A 21,418-nucleotide genomic window follows, 5' to 3' on the forward strand; every position below is an offset into this window, starting at 1 on the left:
CATTACATATCAAAAATAGACAATTGTGCTTTATCAGGTAAACCTGGCAATGAACCAAGTTCATCTAAATAATCAATGACTTTTTGAGATAAGCCTGCTTTTTTATTCAAGTCCTCTTTTGAAAGGAACGGCCCTTCATTACGCGCTTCAACAATACGTTTTGCTACGTTCTCACCTAATCCTGGTACTGAGATGAACGGCGGGATTAATGTATCCCCTTCAATAATAAATTCAAAAGCTTGGCTTTTTTCTAAACTGATCGGCTGCATGCGGAAACCGCGATGCGCCATTTCATTCATGATTTCAAGCACAGTCAAGACGTCTTTTTCTTTCTTGCCCAGTTCCATATATTTAGAATACATATCTTTAACAGTCGCTTTAATACCTTCTTTATCTTTAATCATCGTTAATAAATCAAAGTCAGAAGCACGGACTGTAAAGTATGACGCATAATAATACAATGGATAGTGCACTTTGAAATAAGCGATACGTACTGCCATTAATACATAGGCTGCCGCATGGGCTTTAGGGAACATGTATTTGATTTTCTTACATGAATCCAAATACCAATCCGGTACATCATTGGCTTTCATAATTTCTTCCCATTCTTCTTGCAAGCCTTTACCTTTACGAACTGCCTCCATAATCTTGAAGGCAAGCGATGGTTCTAATCCTGCATACATCAAGTACACCATAATATCGTCACGACAACCGATAACACCTGACAAGTCGCATGTACCTGAACGAACTAATTCTTGCGCATTGCCTAACCATACGTCAGTACCATGTGATAATCCAGAGATTTGAACCAACTCTGAGAACGTTGTCGGTTTTGTATCTTCCAACATTTGACGTACGAAAGCTGTACCGAACTCAGGTACACCGAACGTACCTGTTTTACACATAATATCCTCTTCGCTGACACCTAACGATTCTGGCGTACTGAAAATACGCATCGTTTCTTTATCATCAACTGGTACTGTTTTAGGATCGATACCGGATAAGTCTTGAAGCATTCTGATCATTGTCGGATCATCGTGTCCTAGTATATCGAGTTTAAGTACGTTATCGTGAATCGAGTGGAAGTCGAAGTGTGTTGTCATCCATGCTGAAGATTGATCATCAGCCGGATATTGAATCGGTGTGAAATCGTAAATATCCATATAGTCAGGAACTACAATGATACCGCCTGGGTGCTGTCCGGTTGTACGTTTAACACCTGTACAGCCTTTAACTAAGCGGTCTACTTCAGCACCGCGTTTATGAATACCTTGGTCATTTAAATATCCTTTAACATAACCGAAAGCTGTTTTTTCAGCAACCGTACCGATTGTACCTGCACGGAATACTTTATCCTCACCAAACAGTACTTTCGTATAGTTATGTGCCTCTGGCTGATATTCCCCGCTGAAGTTCAAGTCGATATCAGGTACTTTATCCCCTTTAAATCCTAAGAACGTTTCGAACGGAATATCTTGGCCTTCCTTAATCATTTCAGCGCCGCATTCGCATTTTTTATCTGGTAAGTCGAATCCGGAACCGACAGACCCGTCATTAAAGAATTCGCTTTTTTTACACTTAGGACAAATATAATGCGGCGGTAATGGATTTACTTCTGTAATCTCAGTCATCGTCGCAACGAAACTAGATCCTACAGACCCACGAGAACCTACTAAGTAGCCGTCATTTAGTGATTTTTTAACTAAACGCTGCGAAATCAAATAGATAACAGAGAATCCGTTACCGATGATACTTTCCAATTCTTTTTCAAGTCGGTCAATTACAATTTGCGGTAAATCGTCACCGTATAATTTACGGGCATTGTTATAACTCATTTCACGAATCTCTTCATTCGCACCTTCCATACGCGGTGTATACAATTTATCTTTAATCGGTACAACACGCTCAATCATATCCGCAATTTTATGAGTATTATCGACTACGATTTCTTTTGCTTTTTCTTCTCCTAAGAAATGAAACGCATCTAACATTTCATCTGTTGTTCTGAAATGCGCTTCTGGTAACGTAGAACGATTCAACGGGTTACCTGGTTGAGAGGCAATCAAAATTTTACGTGCAATACCGTCATGTTCATTTAAGTAGTGCACATTCCCTGTCGCAACGACTGGAATATTAACCGCTTCTCCTGCCTTTAACAAACGTTGGTATATCTCTTCCATTGTTTCATTATCGCGGATTAATTCTCTATCAATTAAATCTTGATACAACGCAGGCGGCTGCACTTCAATATAATCATAGTATTTCGCAATACGTTCCACTTGAGATTGGTCTTTCTGCATTACTGCAGTAAAGACTTCACCTTCATCGCACGCAGATCCGATTAATAAACCTTCGCGGTATTCGTCTAATAACGAACGCGGAATTCTCGGTGTACGATAGTAATAAGTGACTAAAGACTCGCTGACAATTTTGAATAAGTTCTTAAGTCCTTGCTGGTTTTGAACTAAAATCGTCACGTGGCTTGGTCGTGCACGTTTATAAGCATCTTCATTAGAGAGTGATTGGTTGATATCTTGATGATTCTTAACGCCTAATTCATCTACTTGTTTCAACATCTTCATAAAGATATAAGCAGTTGCTTCAGTATCATAAATGGCACGGTGATGTTGTGTCAGTTCTACCCCGTATTTCTTAGCTAAGAAATTCAAGCCGTGTTTACCGAATTCTGTATTAATCGTACGAGACAATTCTAAAGTATCAATAACACCGTTCGTATAATTACCAAGTCCTGCACGTTCATAACCTGTATCAATAAAGCCCATATCGAACGAAGCATTATGCGCAACAAAGATTGCATCTCCGACCCATTCTTTAAATTCTGTCAGTACATCATCTATTTCAGGCGCATCGACAAGCATTTCATCAGAGATATGCGTTAAATTCTTAATCGTTTCAGATAAACGTTCATGCGGATTACTGAAACGTTCAAACTTATCAATGATTTCTCCGTCATGTACTTTGACCGCAGCTAACTCGATGATTTTATCGTATTGGTTAGAAAGTCCAGTTGTTTCGACGTCGAATACAACATACGTTGCTTCTTTTAAATTGCGGTCTGTCGGATTATAAGCAATCGGTACTCCGTCATCGACAAGCATACCTTCCATACCGTAAATCATTTTAATGCCGTTCTTTTCTGCGGCACTGAATGCATCCGGATAAGCTTGTACTACGTTATGGTCAGTTACCGCAATTGCTGGATGACCCCATTTTGCAGCTTGTGTTACATAATCACCGATTTGGTTAATTCCATCCATTTGACTCATCGCAGAATGCAGATGCAGCTCTACACGTTTTTCATCTGCTTTATCTTGTTTAGGTGTCTTTTTGATTTCTTCAATATCAGACATCATCATTACTAAGTCGCGAACGAATGTATCCTCTTCAATACGGCCTTGTGCACGTACCCATTTGCCGACACTCAACGCTTTGAAATGATCTAAATCGTCTTTGTTTTTACGCGTAAACATCTTCAACACAAGCGAGTCGGTATAGTCAGTTACTTTCAATTCCACAATATGGCGTCCGCTTTTTAATTCTTTGATATTCATATCAAAGATAACACCTTCGATTGCGACTTTGAATTCTTCTTCAATAATCGAATCAATCGAACGGACATTGTCCACTTGGATTGGTTTTCCGATTTGACATTTGTCCACTGAGCTTTCGTTATTATCTTGTTGTTTAGCTTTTTCAGCTTTCATTTTCTCTAGTTTTTCTGTCGCTTCTTTGGCACTTTGCTGATCTTCTTCTTGAATATAAGCTTCAAGCGATGCCAATTCATTATCATGATCAGCGATATCTGTTTCAAAGACAATTTTATTAACGTCAAAGCCGCATTGTCTGTATGCTTTGACTAAGCTGCCGTTGCAAGCTTTATGGAAATAATCACGTTCAATATCATTTGAAACCATAACTTTTAATACATTGCCTGACATAATTAAACGTTTTTGTTTTAATTGTCCTTTTACTTTTGGAGACAAGCGTGTTTGATCAATACAATGATTGAAATATTTCATCGCAAATTCATCTTGGTTTTGTGTATCTTCAACCACAAATTGCCAATCAATCGTTGCGATTTCTTTAAATTCTTCAATCAATGCGTGTGTAAATAACATGTAGTCTTCATAAGAGAGGAAACGAGGCAGTGTAATTTGAAAGAGCCATGTGCGTTCTTTTTGCGACACATCAATGCGGTTCAATTCACTTTTTTCTAATATATCTGTCTCCAGCTGATTTGCTATTTTAATCTGATCAGCCAGCACTTTAAATTTTTCTTGATTCGTCATTGCCAAGACAATTACCACCTTAGTTATTATTACATCTTTCATAGGATTCAGGGCTGCAGCTTTGTCAGGGTGTGTACGCATGACACCCATGTTAAACGAAAAATTTGAACCACGTTCTAAAAACGCGGTTGAATTTTCTTACGTTCTGAAGTTCTAAAATATTATACCAAATTTTCATCCATTCTTAAAATCTATGAACTGTTTTGCTAAGTATATAACAAAAAAGCCGAAGTACTTATGTACCTCGACCCTTTTATCAATGCAATTAGATTTGTGTATATAAATCTTTAACATAATCAAGCAATTCTGATGCAGCAACTTCGTCGCTGTCGCCTGTATCGCGGCGCTTCACTTCTACAATACCTTCAGCAGCACGTTTACCTACAACAACACGAACTGGAATACCGATAAGGTCTGCATCGTTGAATTTAACGCCTGCACGTTCTTTACGATCGTCATATAACACATCAAAAGAAGATTGCAATTCGCTGTAAAGCTGATCGCCTAATTCACGTTGGTCCTCTTTTTTAGGATTGATAGTGATTAAGTGGACATCAAATGGTGTTACTGATTTAGGCCAGATAATACCATTGTCATCATTGTTTTGTTCAACGACTGCACTTAATGTTCTTGAAACACCAATGCCGTAGCAGCCCATGATTAATGGTTGTGCTTTACCTTGGTTGTCTAAGAATGTCGCATTCATTGCTTCTGAGTATTTCGTGCCTAGTTTGAACACTTGGCCGACTTCGATACCTTCTGCGAATTTCGCAGCGCCTGAGCCGTCGCTTAATGCTTCGCCTTCTAAGATGAAGCGGAAATCTCCGAATGCTTCTACGTTAAAGTCGCGTTCAGGATTTGCATTAATGAAGTGGTAACCATCTTCATTCGCACCGACAACTAAGTTAGAAATTTCTTGGATGAAATTATCCGCATAAATTTTAATGCCTTTTTCTTGGATCGGTCCGATTGAACCCGGGTTAGCACCAACAAGATTAACAATCTCATCTTGGCTAGCAAGTTCAATGTTGTCTGTACCGAAGTATGCTTTTAATTTCACATCGTTGATTTCATGATGGCCGCGTACTAAAACAATAATAAATTCTCCATCTACTTTGAAGACCATAGATTTCGCAATTTGATCAAGCGGACGATTAAGCAGATCCGCTACTTCTTGTGCAGTATGCGCATTAGGCGTTTCCACTTTTTCCAACTCAAGCAATGCTTCTTGATCATTGTTCGGCTCGTAAACCACTTCTGCTTTTTCAATGTTTGCGGCATAGTCGCTGTTTTCACTGTAGACAATCGTATCTTCACCGATTTCACTCAGTGCCATAAATTCATGTGTATGGCTGCCTCCGATTGCGCCTGAATCTGCGACTACCGGACGTGCATTGATACCTACACGTTTGAAGATTCTGCCGTATGCATCATACATTTTGTGGTATGTTTCATCTAATGATGCTTCATCAGCATGGAATGAGTACGCATCTTTCATGATGAATTCGCGGCCGCGCAATAAACCGAATCTCGGACGTTTTTCATCTCTGAATTTAGATTGAATTTGGAACAATGTTAATGGCAACTGCTTATAAGATTTTAATTCATCACGTACGATAGAAGTGACAACTTCTTCGTGTGTTGGTCCTAATGCGAATTGGCGGCCGTTACGGTCTGTCAAACGCATTAATTCACTGCCATAAGCATCCCAACGACCTGATTCTTCCCATAATTCTGAAGGCTGTAATGCGGGCATTAAAATTTCTACCGCATCAATCTTTTCCATTTCTTCTCTGATAATTGATGTAATATTGTTCAGTACACGTGTTGCCAGCAGCAAGTAACTGTAAATCCCGCTTGTACTTTGTTTGATTAATCCTGCTTTCAGCAATAATTGATGACTTAAAGCTTCAGCTTCTGCCGGCACTTCTCTCATCGTTGGTATAAATACTTTTGACTGTCTCATAAAACTAAGGTCCTCCGTTTCTTATAAGAAATAACGTTGTATGTCATTCCATGTTACTAATATCATAATAATAATCACAAAAATTGCCCCTGCACCGATAATATAAGTTTCGGCCTTTTTGTTTACAGGTCTTCTGAAGATTGCTTCATATAATACAAAGAGTATTCTTCCGCCATCTAACGCAGGTATCGGCAATAAGTTCATTAATCCTAAGTTGACACTTAATAAGGCTGTCCATCCTATCAAGTTAATGATACCAGTTTTTACGACAGTATCAACATTATGATAGATACCTACTGGTCCATTTAACATGTCAAAGGAGAAGCCGCCTGTAAAGATACTTGCTATCATACCGACGATTGCTGTAAAGATTAATGTTCCTGCTTTAAAGAATTGTTCAACTCCAGATACAAGCGGTGCTGTTAGCGAAGAATGTTCTTTATCAGGTTGGAAACCTAAAATATAAAAGGTTTCAGATGTCGTTTTAGAAGTTTTTTGTGTGACTTTTTTCGGTTTGAATTCAGCCTTATGCTGCTTACCATCACGTTCATAAGCAATTGTTATTTTTTTGCCTTTATTTTCATCTAAAGCATTTTTAATGTCTTTGAACTTCTCGATTTTATGATCACCGAGCTGCTTGATTTTATCCCCGGGTTTTAATCCTATTTCTTGTGCAGGCGTATGATCTCCAACAGTTTTAATCACATTATTCGGTGTACCTTGATAATAAGCTAAACCGATAAAAATCACGATTGCTAATAAGAAGTTGAATAATGGTCCAGCAAAAAGTGTTAAAAACTTCTGTAATGGATTCTTATGCATAAATTGACGGTTTCTCGGCGCAATTTGAATCAAACTGCCGTGTTCCACAAAATAAGCTTCTTTCGCTATATGGAAGCGATGACGTTCATCGTCATAAGATGTAATACCTTCAACATACATTTCATCTTTGAAATCAATTTTCTTCACTTCAATAACTTCTGCTTGTTGGAATTTATGCTGATCATCTAACAGAATATGTGTAATTTCATCTTTGTCGTTTAATTTGATTTTGACAGACATGCCTGGTTCAACAGGCGCTTCTTCCAGTCCGTCTCCTGCCATGCGGACATAACCGCCGACCGGCAATAGTCGAATAGTATATAACGTTTCATTTTTTCTAAAACTGAATATTTTAGGTCCCATGCCAATCGCAAATTCGGGACACATAATTCCTGCACGTTTCGCAAAGAACATGTGACCATACTCATGGACTGAGACAATAACACCGAATACGATAATAAAAGATAATAATGTTATTAGCAAAGTTGGCCACTCCTACTTAATAAATTGGTACATTTTCTATGTAACCTTTTTGGTCTTGTTTCTATAGTTTCATAAAATCATTTTAATCAAATTCATCCGAACATACAATGAATAAACGGCATGAAACAGAAAAGAGGCATGCCTCAAGCAAACGATGTAAGATTGTTTGCACTGTCGCATGCCTCACTTTTTAATTTTGCAATAATAGAATATTTAATAATGGTAAGACGAACATAAAACTGTCGAAGCGATCAAGAATACCGCCGTGACCCGGTAAAATTCTTCCTGAGTCCTTCACACCGAAGTGGCGTTTGAAACCAGATTCTACAAGGTCGCCCAGTTGTCCGAACATACTTAATACGATTGTGATTGCCAGCATCAGCACAATATTAACCGGGAAATCGATAAACATCTGCATGATAACAGGGACTAATAAGCTGCAAAGCACACCGCCGATAAAGCCTTCAATCGTTTTATTCGGACTGATGACAGGCCAAAGTTTATGCTTTCCTAATGTACGGCCGAAAATGTATGCGCCAGTGTCTGTTGTCCATACTACTAAGAACGCAAACAAGATATAAGCTAAACCTTCTTCACGTGTTTCGTAAAGGTACATAAACCCTATTCCTACGTATGCGACAGCCATTAAACAAAAGGCAGCATCTATAAAGCTGAAACGGTTCTTTGATGTCACAGTATAACTTAAAATGACAAAACTCATAATAATGAGCCCTTTTAACTGAACAGCTAATACCCATGAACCTAATCCTTGCGGCAGCATAATAATGACCAGAGCCAATGCACTGATAATCCCGGGTATAGAAATAAAACGGATTTTATTCATATTTAGTAATTCTTTTAATGCGATAAATGCTAGTAAAAATGAAAAGTACATGAGTACTTGTCCGCCGATGATTAAAATCGGTAAAAAGATGATTAGGGCAATAATTGCCGTGACCGTTCTAACTCTCATATTTTACTCCTACCTTAAAATTATAATAGCCCGCCGAAACGACGTTGTCTCTTTTGATAAATCTTAATACAATCATACAATTCATTTTCATCAAAATCAGGCCATAGTTTCTGATTGAAAATAAATTCACTGTACGAAATCTGCCAGATTAAGAAGTTGCTGATACGTTGTTCGCCTGATGTACGAATTAATAATTCAGGATCAGGATAGTTGCTTGTCATCAGATAATCGTGAATTGTTGCTTCAGTGATATCCTCGCTATTATATCCTTGTTTGACCATATCATCAAACATTCGACGCACACTATCGACAATTTCTGCTCTGCCGCCGTAGTTGATCGCGAAAATCAATTTCAAACCTTTATTATCAGCTGTCTTTTCTTTAGCGTGGTTGATTGCTTTCAACGTTGATTCTGGTAAATCATCCGTAAAACCGATTGTTTCCACTTTCACATCTTTCTCTATCAACTCAGGTAAAAAGGTTTTTAAGAAATTGACAGGCAGATTCATGATATAGTTTACTTCTTGTTCAGGACGGGACCAATTTTCTGTAGAAAAGGCATATAAAGTTAAATACTTTACGCCTATATCACTTGCTGCTCTTGTAATTTTCTTGATGGTTTGCATTCCCTCATAATGCCCTTTAATTCTTGGCATCTTACGTTTTTTTGCCCAACGGCCATTACCATCCATGATAATCGCTATATGTTCGGGTATATTATGTAAATCTAATTCTGAATGATAATTCTCGCTTTCAGATTGATTTTTATTTCTTAGCTTTTTAAACATGGTCTATCCTCCGAGCTCAATCTATCTCTGTTACATTATAATAGATTATTCATGCAATTATCTATCATTTTATCACACTCGTTAAACGCAATGAATAGAACAATTAAAAAACTGTACCAAAGTCTGAGTTGGTACAGTTTTTGTCACATTATTTTTAACTTTTCCAGTTAAGATAATTTCAATGAATTAAACAGACATAATGTCTTTTTCTTTATCTTCTAATACTTGTTCGATTTCTTTGATAGAATCGTCAGTAATTTTTTGAACTTTATCTGTTAATGTACGTAATTCATCTTCAGAAATGTCGCCGTTCTTTTCATCTTTTTTCAATTCGTCGTTGCTGTCGCGGCGAATGTTGCGGATAGAAACTTTAGCGTTTTCACCCATTTTTTTAACGTCTTTAACTAATTCTTTACGACGTTCTTCTGTTAAAGCTGGAACAGTAATGCGGATTACTTCTCCGTCGCTTGTAGGGTTTACACCTAAGTTAGCTGCGTTGATCGCACGTTCAATATCAGATAATGAAGTTTTATCATATGGTGAAACTACTAATAAACGCGGTTCAGGTACGTTGATGCTCGCTAATTGTTGTACTGGTGTTGGTGCACCGTAGTAATCAACATTAACGCCTGCTAATAAGTTAGAGTTAGCACGACCTGCGTTAATTGTAGCTAATTCACGTGATAAACTTTCAACTGATTTCTTCATTCTTGATTTCGTTTCGCTTAAAATGTCACTCATCTTTCTTACACCTCAAATTTATTTAGTTATTGTTGTTCCGATTTCTTCTCCCATTACTGCACGTTTAATATTACCCTCTTCAGTAATTGAGAACACATTCAACGGAATATTGTTATCCATACAGAATGATGCAGCTGTAGAGTCCATGATTTGAAGACCTTCTTGCAGCATTTGAATATATGTCAAATGCTCATATTTTACAGCATTTTCATCAACTTTAGGGTCAGCTGAATAAACACCGTCAACATTATTTTTACCCATTAAAATTACATCAGCTTCTACTTCAGCTGCACGCAATGCAGCTGTTGTATCTGTTGAGAAGTAAGGGTTGCCAATACCTGCAGCAAAAATTACAACACGTTTTTTCTCTAGGTGTCTGATTGCACGACGTCGAATATAAGGTTCTGCAACTTGTTTCATTTCGATTGATGTTAATACACGTGTATCACAGTCAAGTTGTTCTAAACTATCTTGAAGTGCTAATGCATTCATTACTGTTGCTAACATACCCATGTAGTCAGCAGTTCCGCGATCCATACCTAAATCGCTGCCAGTTTTACCTCTCCAAATATTGCCGCCGCCGACAATGACTGCGATTTCACAGTCTAATTCTACGACTTCTGCAATTTGTTTTGCAACACTTTTAATAATAATCGGATTAATACCGAATCCTTTATCTCCTGCTAGTGCTTCTCCGCTTAATTTCAAGACAACGCGATTGTATTTAGAAGTTTCAGCCATTTTCTTATCCTCTCTATAGTAAAAATATGTATGTGATACAAGTAAAGAAGACACATAGCGGTACGTCCAATACAAATGTGTGCATTTATATAGATATACAAGGGTGTCTTCTTTCTTGTTCAACATTTTAATAGATTATTATTTCATTTGTCCTTTAACTTCATCAGCAAAGTCTTCGCTACGTTTTTCCATACCTTCGCCAACTTCATAGCGTACAAAGTCAGTTAATTTACCGCCTTTTGATTTAAGGAATTGTTCAACTGTAACGTCTGGATCTTTAACGAAGTCTTGGTCAACTGCACAAATTTCTTGTAAATATTTGCGTAAACGGCCTTCAACCATTTTTTCAACGATTTTTTCTGGTTTGCCTTCGTTTAATGCTTGTTGTTTTAATACTTCTTTTTCGTGAGCAAGTTCTTCTTCGTTTACTTGGTCAGAAGAAACATATTTAGGATTGATAGCAGCGATGTGCATTGCAACGTCTTTAGCAGCTTCAGCATCAGTAGTACCTTCTACTACAGTTAATACGCTGATACGGCCACCCATGTGTTCGTATGCACCGAATGCATCGTTGTCGCCTTTAGTTCTGATAGCGAAACGACGTAAGCTTAATTTTTCACCGATAGTTGAGATTGCTTTGTTGATACGTTCAGAAACAGTGTCGCCTGTAGCTAATTTTGTTTCTAACAATGCTTCAACTGATTCTGGTTTAGTTTCAAGAATGTGTTGTGCGATTTCTTTAACTAGCTCTTGGAATCCTTCGTTACGTGCTACGAAGTCAGTTTCTGAGTTGATTTCTACGATTACAGCATCGTTGCCTTCAACTCCAACATAAGTGATACCTTCAGCAGCGATACGGTCTGCTTTTTTAGCAGCTTTAGCAATACCTTTTTCACGTAGGTAGTCGATTGCTTTTTCAATGTCGCCATCAGTTTCTACTAATGCTTTTTTACAATCCATCATACCTGCGCCAGTTCTTTCGCGCAATTCTTTAACTAATTTAGCTGTAATTTGTGCCATTCAATTTTCCTCCATTTATATAACATAATATAATCAGTCAAATATAGTATATCAGTTCTCTGTATAAATATAACTCTATTTGCCTTGCTTTAAACTTGCAATATCTGATTATTCTTTTATTTTCAAAATTCATGCTGTACACGTCAAGTGCATCAACATAATCTTCAAATTTTATTAATATTATTTTTAAAAAAAGGTGATAAGCCTCTAGATCTTATCACCCATTTTGAATTATTCTTAGTTTGATTCAACAGAAGTTTCTTCAGTTTCTTTTGCTTCACCTTTGTCATCTTCGTTTAAGTCGATGTTTTGTTCAGCAGCTACTTCTTCGTTAGAAACACCTTGTTGACCTTCTAAGACTGCGTCAGCCATTTTGCCTGTTAATAATTTAACGGCACGGATAGCATCGTCGTTTGCTGGAATTACGTAATCAATTTCATCTGGGTCGCAGTTAGTATCAACGATACCTACGATTGGGATGTGTAATTTACGTGCTTCAGCAATTGCGTTGCGCTCTTTACGAGGGTCAACTACGAATAATGCTTGAGGCATTGATTTCATATCACGAATACCACCTAAGAATTTGATTAAGCGGTCGTATTCTTTTTTGATTTCAACTACTTCTTTTTTAGGTAATACTTCGAATAAGCCGTCTTCTTCCATTTTTTCAATTTCAGAAATACGTTTAACTCGTTTAGAGATTGTTTTGTAGTTAGTCAAGATTCCGCCTAACCATCTTTGGTTAACGTAGAATTGACCAGCGCGCTCAGCTTCATTTTTGATAGATTCTTGCGCTTGTTTTTTAGTACCTACGAATAAGACTTTACCGCCGTCTTCAGATACTTGTTTTAAGAAGTTGTAAGCTTCGTCAACTTTTTTCACTGTTTTTTGTAAGTCGATGATATAAATACCATTTCTTTCAGTGAAAATATATTTTTTCATTTTTGGGTTCCAACGGCGTGTTTGGTGACCGAAGTGAACACCTGCTTCTAGCAATTGTTTCATTGAAATTACTGCCATGATTAAAATCCTCCAATTTGGTTATTTTCCTCCATAAACCGCTCATACAAAAACGACGAAAATCACATCGCACCCTTTGCATTTCAGCAGTTTATGTGCGTTATCGGCTCTATAGCCGTCATTAAATATAACATATTGCTCTGCATAAAGCAATATTTAAAAGTTAAGTTGTCTGTTAATCAACGATTATTTCGTTTTTTCCAATTCATCTAAGAATTGTTCTTTCTTAACTTTGATGAAAGTACCTTTCATACCAAGTGAACGAGACTCGATCACACCAGCACTTTCTAATTTACGCAAGGCATTAACGATTACTGATCTTGTAATGCCGACACGGTCTGCAACTTTAGATGCGATTAATAAACCTTCTTTGCCGCCAAGTTCTTCAAAGATATGCTCGATAGCTTCTCTTTCTGAATAAGACAATGAATTAATCGCCATGTTGATTGCAGCTTTATCGCGTGCTTCTTGCTCAACTTCGCTGTGTTTTTCACGTAAGATTTCCATACCTAATACAGTAGCCGCATATTCGCCTAAGACTAAATCATTATCGTCAAAGCCGTCTGTTACACGTCCAAGTACTAACGTACCTAAACGCTCACCTCCGCCAAGTACTGGGAAGATTGTTGTTTTGCTGTCGATAAATGCATCTCTGTTTTCCGGAGGGAATACAGATAACTCATCATCGATTCCGATATTTGATTCAGTTTGTTTAACATCCATTAATTTGTCAGTATATTCAGCTGGGATATGGCGGTCTTCTAACATTTGATTGATTCGACTGTTTTTAAGCAATTCATTTAAGCTTGCGCCAAGAATTTTACCTCTGCGTGAAACAATAAATACGTTTGTTACAGTAACCTCGCTGATTTTTCGCGCAACGTCTTTAAAGTCAACAGCAATTCCCTTATGTTTTTGCAACAGTGTATTCAATTCTCTTGTTTTTGAAAGTAAACTCATTTTTCTTCTCCTTTTGTATTTATAATTATAAGTTTATAAGATAAATGCACTTAAATCTTTATTCGTAGAAATAGATTTCAACTTGTCATCAACATATTGTGCTGTTATCTCTACTACCGCATTAGGCATTCCAGGTGCTTCGTATGAAAGATCTTCTAACATTTTTTCTAAAATCGTGTGTAAACGTCTTGCTCCGATGTTGTCAGTATCTTGGTTGACTTGGAAAGCAGTTTCAGCGAGACGTGTAATAGCTTCATCTGTAAAGTTGACCGTTACTTCTTCAGTTTGCAATAATGCTTCATATTGCTTGATTAAAGAAAGTTTAGGTTCTTTAAGAATATTCACAAAGTCTTCAACTGATAAACTTTCAAGTTCAACACGAATCGGGAAACGTCCTTGCAATTCAGGAATCAAATCACTTGGTTTTGATACGTGGAACGCACCTGCTCCGATAAAGAGCATGTGTTCAGTGTTCACACTGCCGTATTTCGTTTGTACAACGCTTCCTTCGACAATCGGCAAGATATCTCTTTGTACACCTTGTCTTGAAACATCTTGTCCACCAGCTTGATTATTGCTTGCTACTTTGTCTATTTCATCAATAAAGATAATACCCATTTGCTCAGCTAATTCCAACGCTTCTTGGTTTGCTGTCTCGTGATCGATAAGTTCATCTGCATAGTTATCTGCTAAAATCTTGCGTGCAGTTTTAACCGGAACTTCACGTTCCACTTTCTTCTTAGGCATTAATTGATTCATCATATCTTGAACTTGTTGATTTTGGTTGGTACCAAGCATACCCATTGCGCCAGGGTCTTGGTCCACTTTAATGCGTACTTTTTCTTCTTCTAATTCGCCGTTTAATAATTGTCTGCGAATTTCAGAACGTTTTGTTTTAATATCTTCTGTCGGCGGTTCTTCCTCTTCTTCATCATTATTGCCAAAGTTCGGCATCATGCCTCCGAATAATGATTCGAAAGGATTTCCTGCATTTTGATTCGCTTTTTTCTTCATACTTGGTACAAGTAATTTCACTAATTTATCATTTGCTTTTTTGACCGCTTCATCTTTAACTTGTTCTTTCCTGCCGTCTTTAACAAGTCTTACAGCTACATCAACCAAGTCACGCACCATGCTTTCGACGTCGCGTCCTACATAGCCTACCTCCGTGAACTTCGTTGCTTCGACTTTGATAAACGGTGCACCAACGATTTTAGCCATTCTTCTTGCGATTTCAGTTTTACCCACACCAGTTGGACCAATCATCAAAATGTTCTTAGGAACAATTTCTTGTTTTAATTCTTCGTCCAACTGACTTCGGCGATATCTGTTTCTCAAAGCAATGGCTACTTTTTTCTTAGCGTCATCTTGTCCGACAATGTACTCATTGAGTTGAGATACAATATCTTTAGGGGTAAGTTTAATAGCGCTAGCATCCATTCGTTGATCAACCTCCAATATATATTTTACCTTCTTCCCATGAACTGGAAAAAATAGCGTTGTCTTAATGTTTAATGTATTTATAATTCTTCGACAATAATGTTGTCATTTGTGAAGACACAAATCTCTGAAGCGACTTTCAAACTTGAATAAGCAATGTCTTTTGCTTCCATTTCCGTATGGCGTTTCAAAGCACGTCCAGCACTTAAAGCATAGTTGCCGCCAGAACCGATTGCAATTAAATCGTCATCCGGAGCAATCACTTCGCCTGTACCGCTGACAACTAAAATGGCATCTTTATTCATTACAATCAGCATTGCTTCTAATTGTCTGAGTTGTTTATCGCCTCTCCACTCTTGTGCAAGTTCAACCGCTGCACGTTCTAAATTGCCGCTGAATTCTTGCAACTTCGTTTCGAATTTTTCAAACAATGTAAATGCATCTGCTACACTGCCTGCAAACCCTGCTAAGACTTTGCCGTTATAAAGTCTGCGGACTTTGCGTGCAGTTTGTTTCATAATGACTTGTTGTCCAAGTGTCACTTGACCATCGCCAGCCATTGCCGCATGGCCGTTTTGCCGTACCGCAAATATTGTAGTCGCATGAATTGAATTATTCATTCCTATTTCTCCTTTTTAGCTCGAGGATGTGCATTTAAATACACTTTGCGCAATTGTTGATTAGAAACATGTGTATAGCGGCCAGTCGTCGATAAGTTAACATGGCCGAGCAATGATTGCACCGTTCTTAAATCTGCACCTTCATTCAGCATATGTGTCGCAAAAGTATGGCGCAGCTTATGCGGATGAATATCTGTCACGCCGGCAGTCCGCTTCACTATATCATTCAACACATAGCGTACGCCGCGTTCTGTAATCGGACGTCCATTCATATTAACCAACAGATAATCATGCGCTGCTTTCTTAATCGGCGCAAACTCAGAAAGATAACGTTCAATACTTTCTCTGCACATATTTCCAAAAGGAATAAAGCGCTCTTTATTCCCTTTACCTAATACTTTGACGCCCGGCGAATTTAAATCTAAATCCTCTAACTTGATGTTCACTAATTCTGAAACTCGAATACCAGTACCATATAATAATTCTAAAATGACACGATCTCGCATACCTTTTGTTCCATCTTCTTCTACGGTTTCAAAGAGTGCACTCATTTCTTCTTCATAAAAGAAATGTGGTAAGTATTGTTCTTTTTTCGGATGCACGAGTTGAACAAATGGGTTAATAATTGTGTCATCTTGTGTCATCCAATATTCATAGAAAGACCGTAACGTTGAAATTTTACGAGAAACTGTTGTTCTTTTCAAGCCTTTTGAATATAAATATGATAAATAATTTCTCGCATCTTTATATTCGAAAGATTTTAATTGTAAATGCTCTTGTTCTAAAAAGCTGTTAAATTGAATTAAATCATCATGATATGATTTCAAAGTATGTTTAGAAAAAAAGCGTTCAACTTTCAGCATATATAAAAAATTGTCTTGGATTTTATTCAATAAAAACCCCTCCATCATTTGCATTGTAGCATATCGACAGAGGGAGCTGCAGTGATTTAAGTCTCGAAACCGCAAACGTTTTCTAAACACAAATCCATTTTATCAAAATATTCATAATTTATCACAATGTTTGCTTAAAATTCTCTAAATACGTTAACGCACGATTTGCTTGTTGTTCATATCTCTCTTTTTTGTCTTTAATGCGTTTCTCTAATGAAGGCACTAAACCGAAGTTTGCATTCATAGGTTGGAAGTTCTTATTGTTTTTAGCATGAGAAATGTAATATGCCACGCTGCCGATCATTGTTTCGCGCGGGAAGATGACTTCTGCTTTGTTTTGAAGTTTATGTGCAACGTTGATGCCCGCAACTAAACCGCTTGCGGCACTTTCTACATAACCTTCAACACCAGTCATTTGACCTGCAAAGTATACTTTGTCGTGGCCTTTCAATTGATACGTTTCGCTTAATACATCCGGTGAGTTGATAAAGGTATTTCTGTGCATAACACCATAACGTACAATATCTACATTTTCTAAACCAGGAATCAGACGGATGACATCTTTTTGTGCACCCCATTTTAAATGTGTCTGGAATCCGACAATATTATACAACGTACCTGCTGCGTCGTCTTGACGTAATTGAACGACCGCAAATGGACGTTTGCCTGTCTTAGGATCTTCTAAGCCGACTGGTTTCATTGGACCGAACAATAGTGTTTTGCGTCCGCGTTCTGCCATAACTTCAAACGGCATACAGCCTTCGAAATATTTTTCTTTCTCAAATTCATTCACTGGTGCAGTTTCAGCTTTTAATACTGCATCGTAGAATCTATCGAATTCTTCTTCTGTCATCGGGCAGTTTAAGTAAGCTGCTTCGCCTTTATCATATCTTGATTTCAAATACACTTTATCCATATCGATTGTATCTTTTTCAATGATAGGCGCTGCTGCATCATAGAAGTAAAGCTGATCTTCGCCTGTAATATCTACAATTTCTTTAGCAAGTCCTTCTGTTGTTAAAGGTCCTGTCGCAATAATTGTATAGCCTTCAGGGATTTGTTCGATTTCTTCATTGATAACCGTAATATTCGGATGTGATTTCAACGTATCCGTAATATATCCTGCGAAATCATGTCTGTCTACAGCTAACGCGCCGCCAGCAGGCACACGTGCATTATCTGCCGCTCTGATAATCAATGAATCTAAACGGCGCATTTCTTCTTTCAACACACCTACCGCGTTTGTCAGTGAATTACCGCGTAAAGAGTTTGAACAAACCAATTCCGCAAATTTATCCGTATGATGCGCAGGTGTTTGTTTTACTGGACGCATTTCGATTAAATTCACTTTAATTCCTCTTTGTGCCAGCTGATACGCTGCTTCTGATCCTGCTAGACCAGCACCAACTACATTAACTGTGTCTGTCATTAATAATCCTCCTCAATCAGATGAAAAGAGGCAAGACGCAATTAGCGTAGTGCCGTTTTGTGTCCAACCTCTCAACTCTGGCTTTATTTTTGAACTTCTTCTTTATAATCGCAATTTGAGCAAACCACTTGGCTTGAACGTCCTTTTTTACGTACCACTAAGTGGTGGTCGCATTTAGGGCAATCTCTGCCTACTGGTTTATCCCATGAAATATAGTCGCATTCTGGATAGTTCGAACAACCGTAAAAGATTCTTCCTTTTTTAGATTTGCGTTCAACAACTTCGCCATCTTTACATTTCGGACATTTTACGCCGATTTCTTTAACGATAGCTTTCGTGTTTCTGCAATCAGGGAAGTTGGAACAAGCCATGAACTTGCCGTAACGTCCCATTTTAATGACCATCGGAGCACCGCATTTTTCGCAATCTTCTCCAGCCGGTTCATCTTTGATTTCGATTTTTTCCATTTCTTTTTCAGCACGTTCTACATCATCTTTGAACCCGCCATAGAAATTCGCTACAACATTTCTCCATTTTTCATCGCCGTCTGCGATTTTATCAAGTAATGTTTCCATGTTGACTGTAAATTCGACATCAATGATTTCAGGGAAGTATTCTTTTACTTGTTCATGCACGATTTCACCTAACTCTGTCGGCACAAACCGCTTACTTTCCAATTTAACATAGTTTCGCTTTTGAATGGTGTCAATCGTCGGTGCATAAGTAGATGGTCTTCCGATTTTAAGTTCTTCCAACGTTTTAACCAAGCGCGCTTCAGTATATCTTGGCGGCGGTTGTGTAAAGTGTTGAGAAGGTTCGATGTTTGTCGCTATAACTGTTTCGCCTTCTTCGATAATCGGCAAGCGTTTATTTTGCTCTTCTTCTTCATCTTTTGATTCCACATATAAAGTCATGAAACCTTTGAATTTGATAGATTGGCCATTCGCACGGAATTTAATATCGTTTTGTTCAATGTCCATCGCTACTGTATCAATTACAGCAGGTGCCATTTGACTTGCGACAAAACGTTCCCAAATCAATTTATACAAACGGTATTGATCTTTCGTCAAATACGCTTTCATCTCATCAGGTGTACGCAAAGTTTTCGTAGGACGAATCGCTTCGTGGGCATCTTGATCCCCTTGTTTACCTGATGCCTTGCGATGAGAAATATACTCTTTACCGTATTTTTCAGTAATGTAATCTTTCGTTTCTGCTTTTGCATCTGCAGAGATACGTGTAGAGTCAGTACGCATATAAGTAATCAAACCGACTGTACCTTGGCGTTTTAAATCGATACCTTCATACAGCTGCTGTGCAACCATCATTGTTTTTCTCGTTTTGAAGCCTAGTTTTCTAGAAGCTTCTTGTTGCAATGTAGAAGTTGTGAATGGATTTGCTGGATTACGTTTTTTCTCTTTGCGTGTCACTTTTGTCACTTCAAAGTTCTCACCATCAAGTTGGTCCGTCACAAATTTTACATCATCTTTATTTTTCAATTTATAAGGCTTGTGCTTATAATGAAGGAATTTTGCTGTGAAAATCGATTTTTTATAGCGGAATTTTCCTTCGATTTTCCAATATTCTTCTGGTTTGAAATTACGGATTTCATTTTCACGATCAATCACTAGACGCAATGCGACAGATTGTACACGTCCAGCTGAAAGTCCTTTTTTAACTTTTTTCCATAATACCGGCGAAATATTGTAACCTACTAATCTGTCTACAATACGGCGTGCTTGCTGTGCATCGACTAGATTACGCTCTAAACTTCTTGGCGTTTTAAAACTTTCTTTTACTGCATCCTTAGTAATTTCGTTAAATACAACTCGGTTTTTAGCATTTTCATCTAATTTTAAAATGTTTGCTAAGTGCCATGCAATTGCTTCACCTTCACGGTCGGGGTCACTTGCTAGGAAGATTTTCTTTGCTTTTTTAGCATGTCTCTTTAATTCAGCAACGACCGGTCCTTTACCACGAATCGTAATATATTTGGGTTCAAAATCATCTTCAACATCTACGCCCATTTGGCTTCTCGGCAAATCTCTGACATGCCCCATTGAAGCGATAACTTTATAACGTTTCCCTAAATATTTTTCAATTGTTTTTGCTTTTGCAGGCGACTCAACTATGACTAAATTATCTGCCAAAGTAGGATCCCCCTTTGCTCCAATTAAATGTTCCTTGTTACAAAGATAAATGATAAACGGTTTATTTTACATTTGTCAATATTTTAATTTACATGAATATCAACGATTGACATCAATATTAGTCATAATTCCATCTATTACATCACTCAATCTGTTGATAATCTTCAATAATATCTTGTGCACAAAGTACAATCTTTGCACCTTCTTGTGCACGCTTTAAATTACCGCGTGTCAATGATTGAAAGATACTACCAGGAAGTACATAAACATTGCGGTTTTGTTCCAATGCTAAGTCCACTGTAATTTGTGCTCCGCTTCTTTCTCTCGACTCTGTAATCATCACACCTTGTGCTAATCCGCTGATAATACGATTGCGTTCAGGAAACTTATATTTTTTCGGCGGGTCATTTGGAATATATTCACTGATAGTTAATCCTTTTCTTTCTATTAAAGAACGCATTGCTTTTGTTTCTTTCGGATAATGATGATAATGTCCAAACGCTAAGACACCTATCGTCGGCATATGATGATGCAATGCTGCTTGATGTGCAAAGCAATCTCCGCCTTTTGCTAAGCCGGAGACTATCACAAAAGGATACAAAGATAAATCAGCCATTAATACTTTCAAGGCTTTCTCAGTATATGCGGTCGCTTCTCTGGAACCTACAATACTTAAATAATTCTGTCCGCGCAATAAATCTAAGTTGCCTTTGCAAAACAAAATCAATGGAGGATCATAAATATTTTTGAGCAGTTTCGGATAAAGGGGATTAAAAATTGATATGGTCTCAATGTTTAAGTCAGCTAATTTGCGTCGGATTTGTTCAACATTGAGCGTACAATAGTTGTGATAATAAGTTGCGGCATAACGTGAAGTAGTATGATTTGAAAAATGTCGAAGATTTGTCATTTTTTCTTTAGGCGGCAAATCCAAATAATCAGGGGTACTGCTTAATAATGCATATATCTGCCTAGTGGAATAGCCGGCAAAGCGTAATTTGAGGAGTTCTGAATCGATTGTTTTATGAGGCATATCTTTCCTGCTTTCTATGTTGTTTGATG

At 37.7% G+C, this 21,418-nt stretch carries 16 protein-coding genes; all 16 read right to left on the bottom strand.

Annotation, left to right across the window (positions count from 1 at the left end; genetic code table 11):
- Positions 1-2 precede the first annotated feature (2 nt).
- The 16 genes from C7N65_RS02880 to dprA all read right to left on the bottom strand — a co-directional run bounded on the left by C7N65_RS02880 (position 3) and on the right by dprA (position 21,389).
- Positions 3-4,310: a PolC-type DNA polymerase III gene (locus tag C7N65_RS02880; protein ID WP_105993058.1), complete on the bottom strand. Its 4,308-nt coding sequence runs from the start codon at positions 4,308-4,310 to the stop codon at positions 3-5.
- A gap of 265 nt (positions 4,311-4,575) precedes the next feature.
- Positions 4,576-6,276, bottom strand: a complete 1,701-nt coding sequence (locus C7N65_RS02885) for a proline--tRNA ligase (RefSeq protein WP_105992960.1) — start codon at positions 6,274-6,276, stop codon at positions 4,576-4,578.
- 21 nt (positions 6,277-6,297) lie between these two features.
- Positions 6,298-7,581: an RIP metalloprotease RseP gene (gene rseP / locus C7N65_RS02890; RefSeq protein ID WP_105992961.1), complete on the bottom strand. Its 1,284-nt coding sequence runs from the start codon at positions 7,579-7,581 to the stop codon at positions 6,298-6,300.
- A gap of 190 nt (positions 7,582-7,771) precedes the next feature.
- Entirely contained in the window at positions 7,772-8,554 is a 783-nt protein-coding gene (locus C7N65_RS02895; protein WP_105992962.1) for a phosphatidate cytidylyltransferase, read from the bottom strand.
- A 20-nt stretch (positions 8,555-8,574) separates the two neighbouring features.
- Complete coding sequence (locus tag C7N65_RS02900) at positions 8,575-9,342, bottom strand: isoprenyl transferase (RefSeq protein WP_105992963.1); 768 nt, start codon at positions 9,340-9,342, stop codon at positions 8,575-8,577.
- Positions 9,343-9,528: 186 nt separating this feature from the next.
- Entirely contained in the window at positions 9,529-10,083 is a 555-nt protein-coding gene (gene frr, locus C7N65_RS02905) for a ribosome recycling factor (RefSeq protein ID WP_105992964.1), read from the bottom strand.
- An 18-nt stretch (positions 10,084-10,101) separates the two neighbouring features.
- Positions 10,102-10,824 (bottom strand): UMP kinase, encoded by a 723-nt coding sequence (gene pyrH, locus C7N65_RS02910; protein ID WP_105992965.1) that lies wholly within the window; start codon positions 10,822-10,824, stop codon positions 10,102-10,104.
- 138 nt (positions 10,825-10,962) lie between these two features.
- On the bottom strand, positions 10,963-11,844 hold the full coding sequence (gene tsf / locus C7N65_RS02915) for a translation elongation factor Ts (protein WP_105992966.1): 882 nt from the start codon (positions 11,842-11,844) through the stop codon (positions 10,963-10,965).
- Between the two features lie 237 nt (positions 11,845-12,081).
- A complete protein-coding gene (gene rpsB, locus C7N65_RS02920; RefSeq protein WP_105992967.1) occupies positions 12,082-12,864 on the bottom strand; it encodes a 30S ribosomal protein S2 in 783 nt (260 codons plus the stop codon).
- Positions 12,865-13,050: 186 nt separating this feature from the next.
- The gene (gene codY / locus C7N65_RS02925; protein ID WP_105992968.1) at positions 13,051-13,824 is read right to left on the bottom strand and encodes a GTP-sensing pleiotropic transcriptional regulator CodY; all 774 of its coding nucleotides are present in this window, start codon (positions 13,822-13,824) and stop codon (positions 13,051-13,053) included.
- 33 nt (positions 13,825-13,857) lie between these two features.
- Positions 13,858-15,264 carry an ATP-dependent protease ATPase subunit HslU gene (gene hslU, locus C7N65_RS02930; protein WP_105992969.1) on the bottom strand — a complete coding sequence of 469 codons (1,407 nt, stop codon included), beginning with the start codon at positions 15,262-15,264 and terminating at the stop codon, positions 13,858-13,860.
- An 80-nt stretch (positions 15,265-15,344) separates the two neighbouring features.
- A complete protein-coding gene (gene hslV / locus C7N65_RS02935; protein ID WP_105992970.1) occupies positions 15,345-15,884 on the bottom strand; it encodes an ATP-dependent protease subunit HslV in 540 nt (179 codons plus the stop codon).
- Positions 15,885-15,886: 2 nt separating this feature from the next.
- Positions 15,887-16,777 carry a tyrosine recombinase XerC gene (xerC, locus tag C7N65_RS02940; RefSeq protein WP_105992971.1) on the bottom strand — a complete coding sequence of 297 codons (891 nt, stop codon included), beginning with the start codon at positions 16,775-16,777 and terminating at the stop codon, positions 15,887-15,889.
- 121 nt (positions 16,778-16,898) lie between these two features.
- A complete protein-coding gene (gene trmFO, locus C7N65_RS02945) occupies positions 16,899-18,206 on the bottom strand; it encodes an FADH(2)-oxidizing methylenetetrahydrofolate--tRNA-(uracil(54)-C(5))-methyltransferase TrmFO (protein ID WP_105992972.1) in 1,308 nt (435 codons plus the stop codon).
- Positions 18,207-18,289: 83 nt separating this feature from the next.
- On the bottom strand, positions 18,290-20,356 hold the full coding sequence (gene topA / locus C7N65_RS02950; protein ID WP_105992973.1) for a type I DNA topoisomerase: 2,067 nt from the start codon (positions 20,354-20,356) through the stop codon (positions 18,290-18,292).
- A 142-nt stretch (positions 20,357-20,498) separates the two neighbouring features.
- Entirely contained in the window at positions 20,499-21,389 is an 891-nt protein-coding gene (dprA, locus tag C7N65_RS02955) for a DNA-processing protein DprA (protein ID WP_105992974.1), read from the bottom strand.
- Positions 21,390-21,418: the final 29 nt, after the last annotated feature.

Origin of the sequence: Staphylococcus simulans (assembly GCF_002994445.1) — a bacterium.
Taxonomy (GTDB): domain Bacteria; phylum Bacillota; class Bacilli; order Staphylococcales; family Staphylococcaceae; genus Staphylococcus; species Staphylococcus simulans_B.

Excerpts from the sequence above, each read along its gene's own strand:
- C7N65_RS02880 (WP_105993058.1), bottom strand. The coding sequence starts at position 4,310 with ATGACGAATCAAGAAAAATTTAAAGTGCTGGCTGATCAGATTAAAATA.
- C7N65_RS02885 (WP_105992960.1), bottom strand. The coding sequence starts at position 6,276 with ATGAGACAGTCAAAAGTATTTATACCAACGATGAGAGAAGTGCCGGCA.
- C7N65_RS02895 (WP_105992962.1), bottom strand. The coding sequence starts at position 8,554 with ATGAGAGTTAGAACGGTCACGGCAATTATTGCCCTAATCATCTTTTTA.
- C7N65_RS02900 (WP_105992963.1), bottom strand. The coding sequence starts at position 9,342 with ATGTTTAAAAAGCTAAGAAATAAAAATCAATCTGAAAGCGAGAATTAT.
- frr (WP_105992964.1), bottom strand. The coding sequence starts at position 10,083 with ATGAGTGACATTTTAAGCGAAACGAAATCAAGAATGAAGAAATCAGTT.
- pyrH (WP_105992965.1), bottom strand. The coding sequence starts at position 10,824 with ATGGCTGAAACTTCTAAATACAATCGCGTTGTCTTGAAATTAAGCGGA.
- tsf (WP_105992966.1), bottom strand. The coding sequence starts at position 11,844 with ATGGCACAAATTACAGCTAAATTAGTTAAAGAATTGCGCGAAAGAACT.
- rpsB (WP_105992967.1), bottom strand. The coding sequence starts at position 12,864 with ATGGCAGTAATTTCAATGAAACAATTGCTAGAAGCAGGTGTTCACTTC.
- codY (WP_105992968.1), bottom strand. The coding sequence starts at position 13,824 with ATGAGTTTACTTTCAAAAACAAGAGAATTGAATACACTGTTGCAAAAA.
- hslU (WP_105992969.1), bottom strand. The coding sequence starts at position 15,264 with ATGGATGCTAGCGCTATTAAACTTACCCCTAAAGATATTGTATCTCAA.
- hslV (WP_105992970.1), bottom strand. The coding sequence starts at position 15,884 with ATGAATAATTCAATTCATGCGACTACAATATTTGCGGTACGGCAAAAC.
- trmFO (WP_105992972.1), bottom strand. The coding sequence starts at position 18,206 with ATGACAGACACAGTTAATGTAGTTGGTGCTGGTCTAGCAGGATCAGAA.
- dprA (WP_105992974.1), bottom strand. The coding sequence starts at position 21,389 with ATGCCTCATAAAACAATCGATTCAGAACTCCTCAAATTACGCTTTGCC.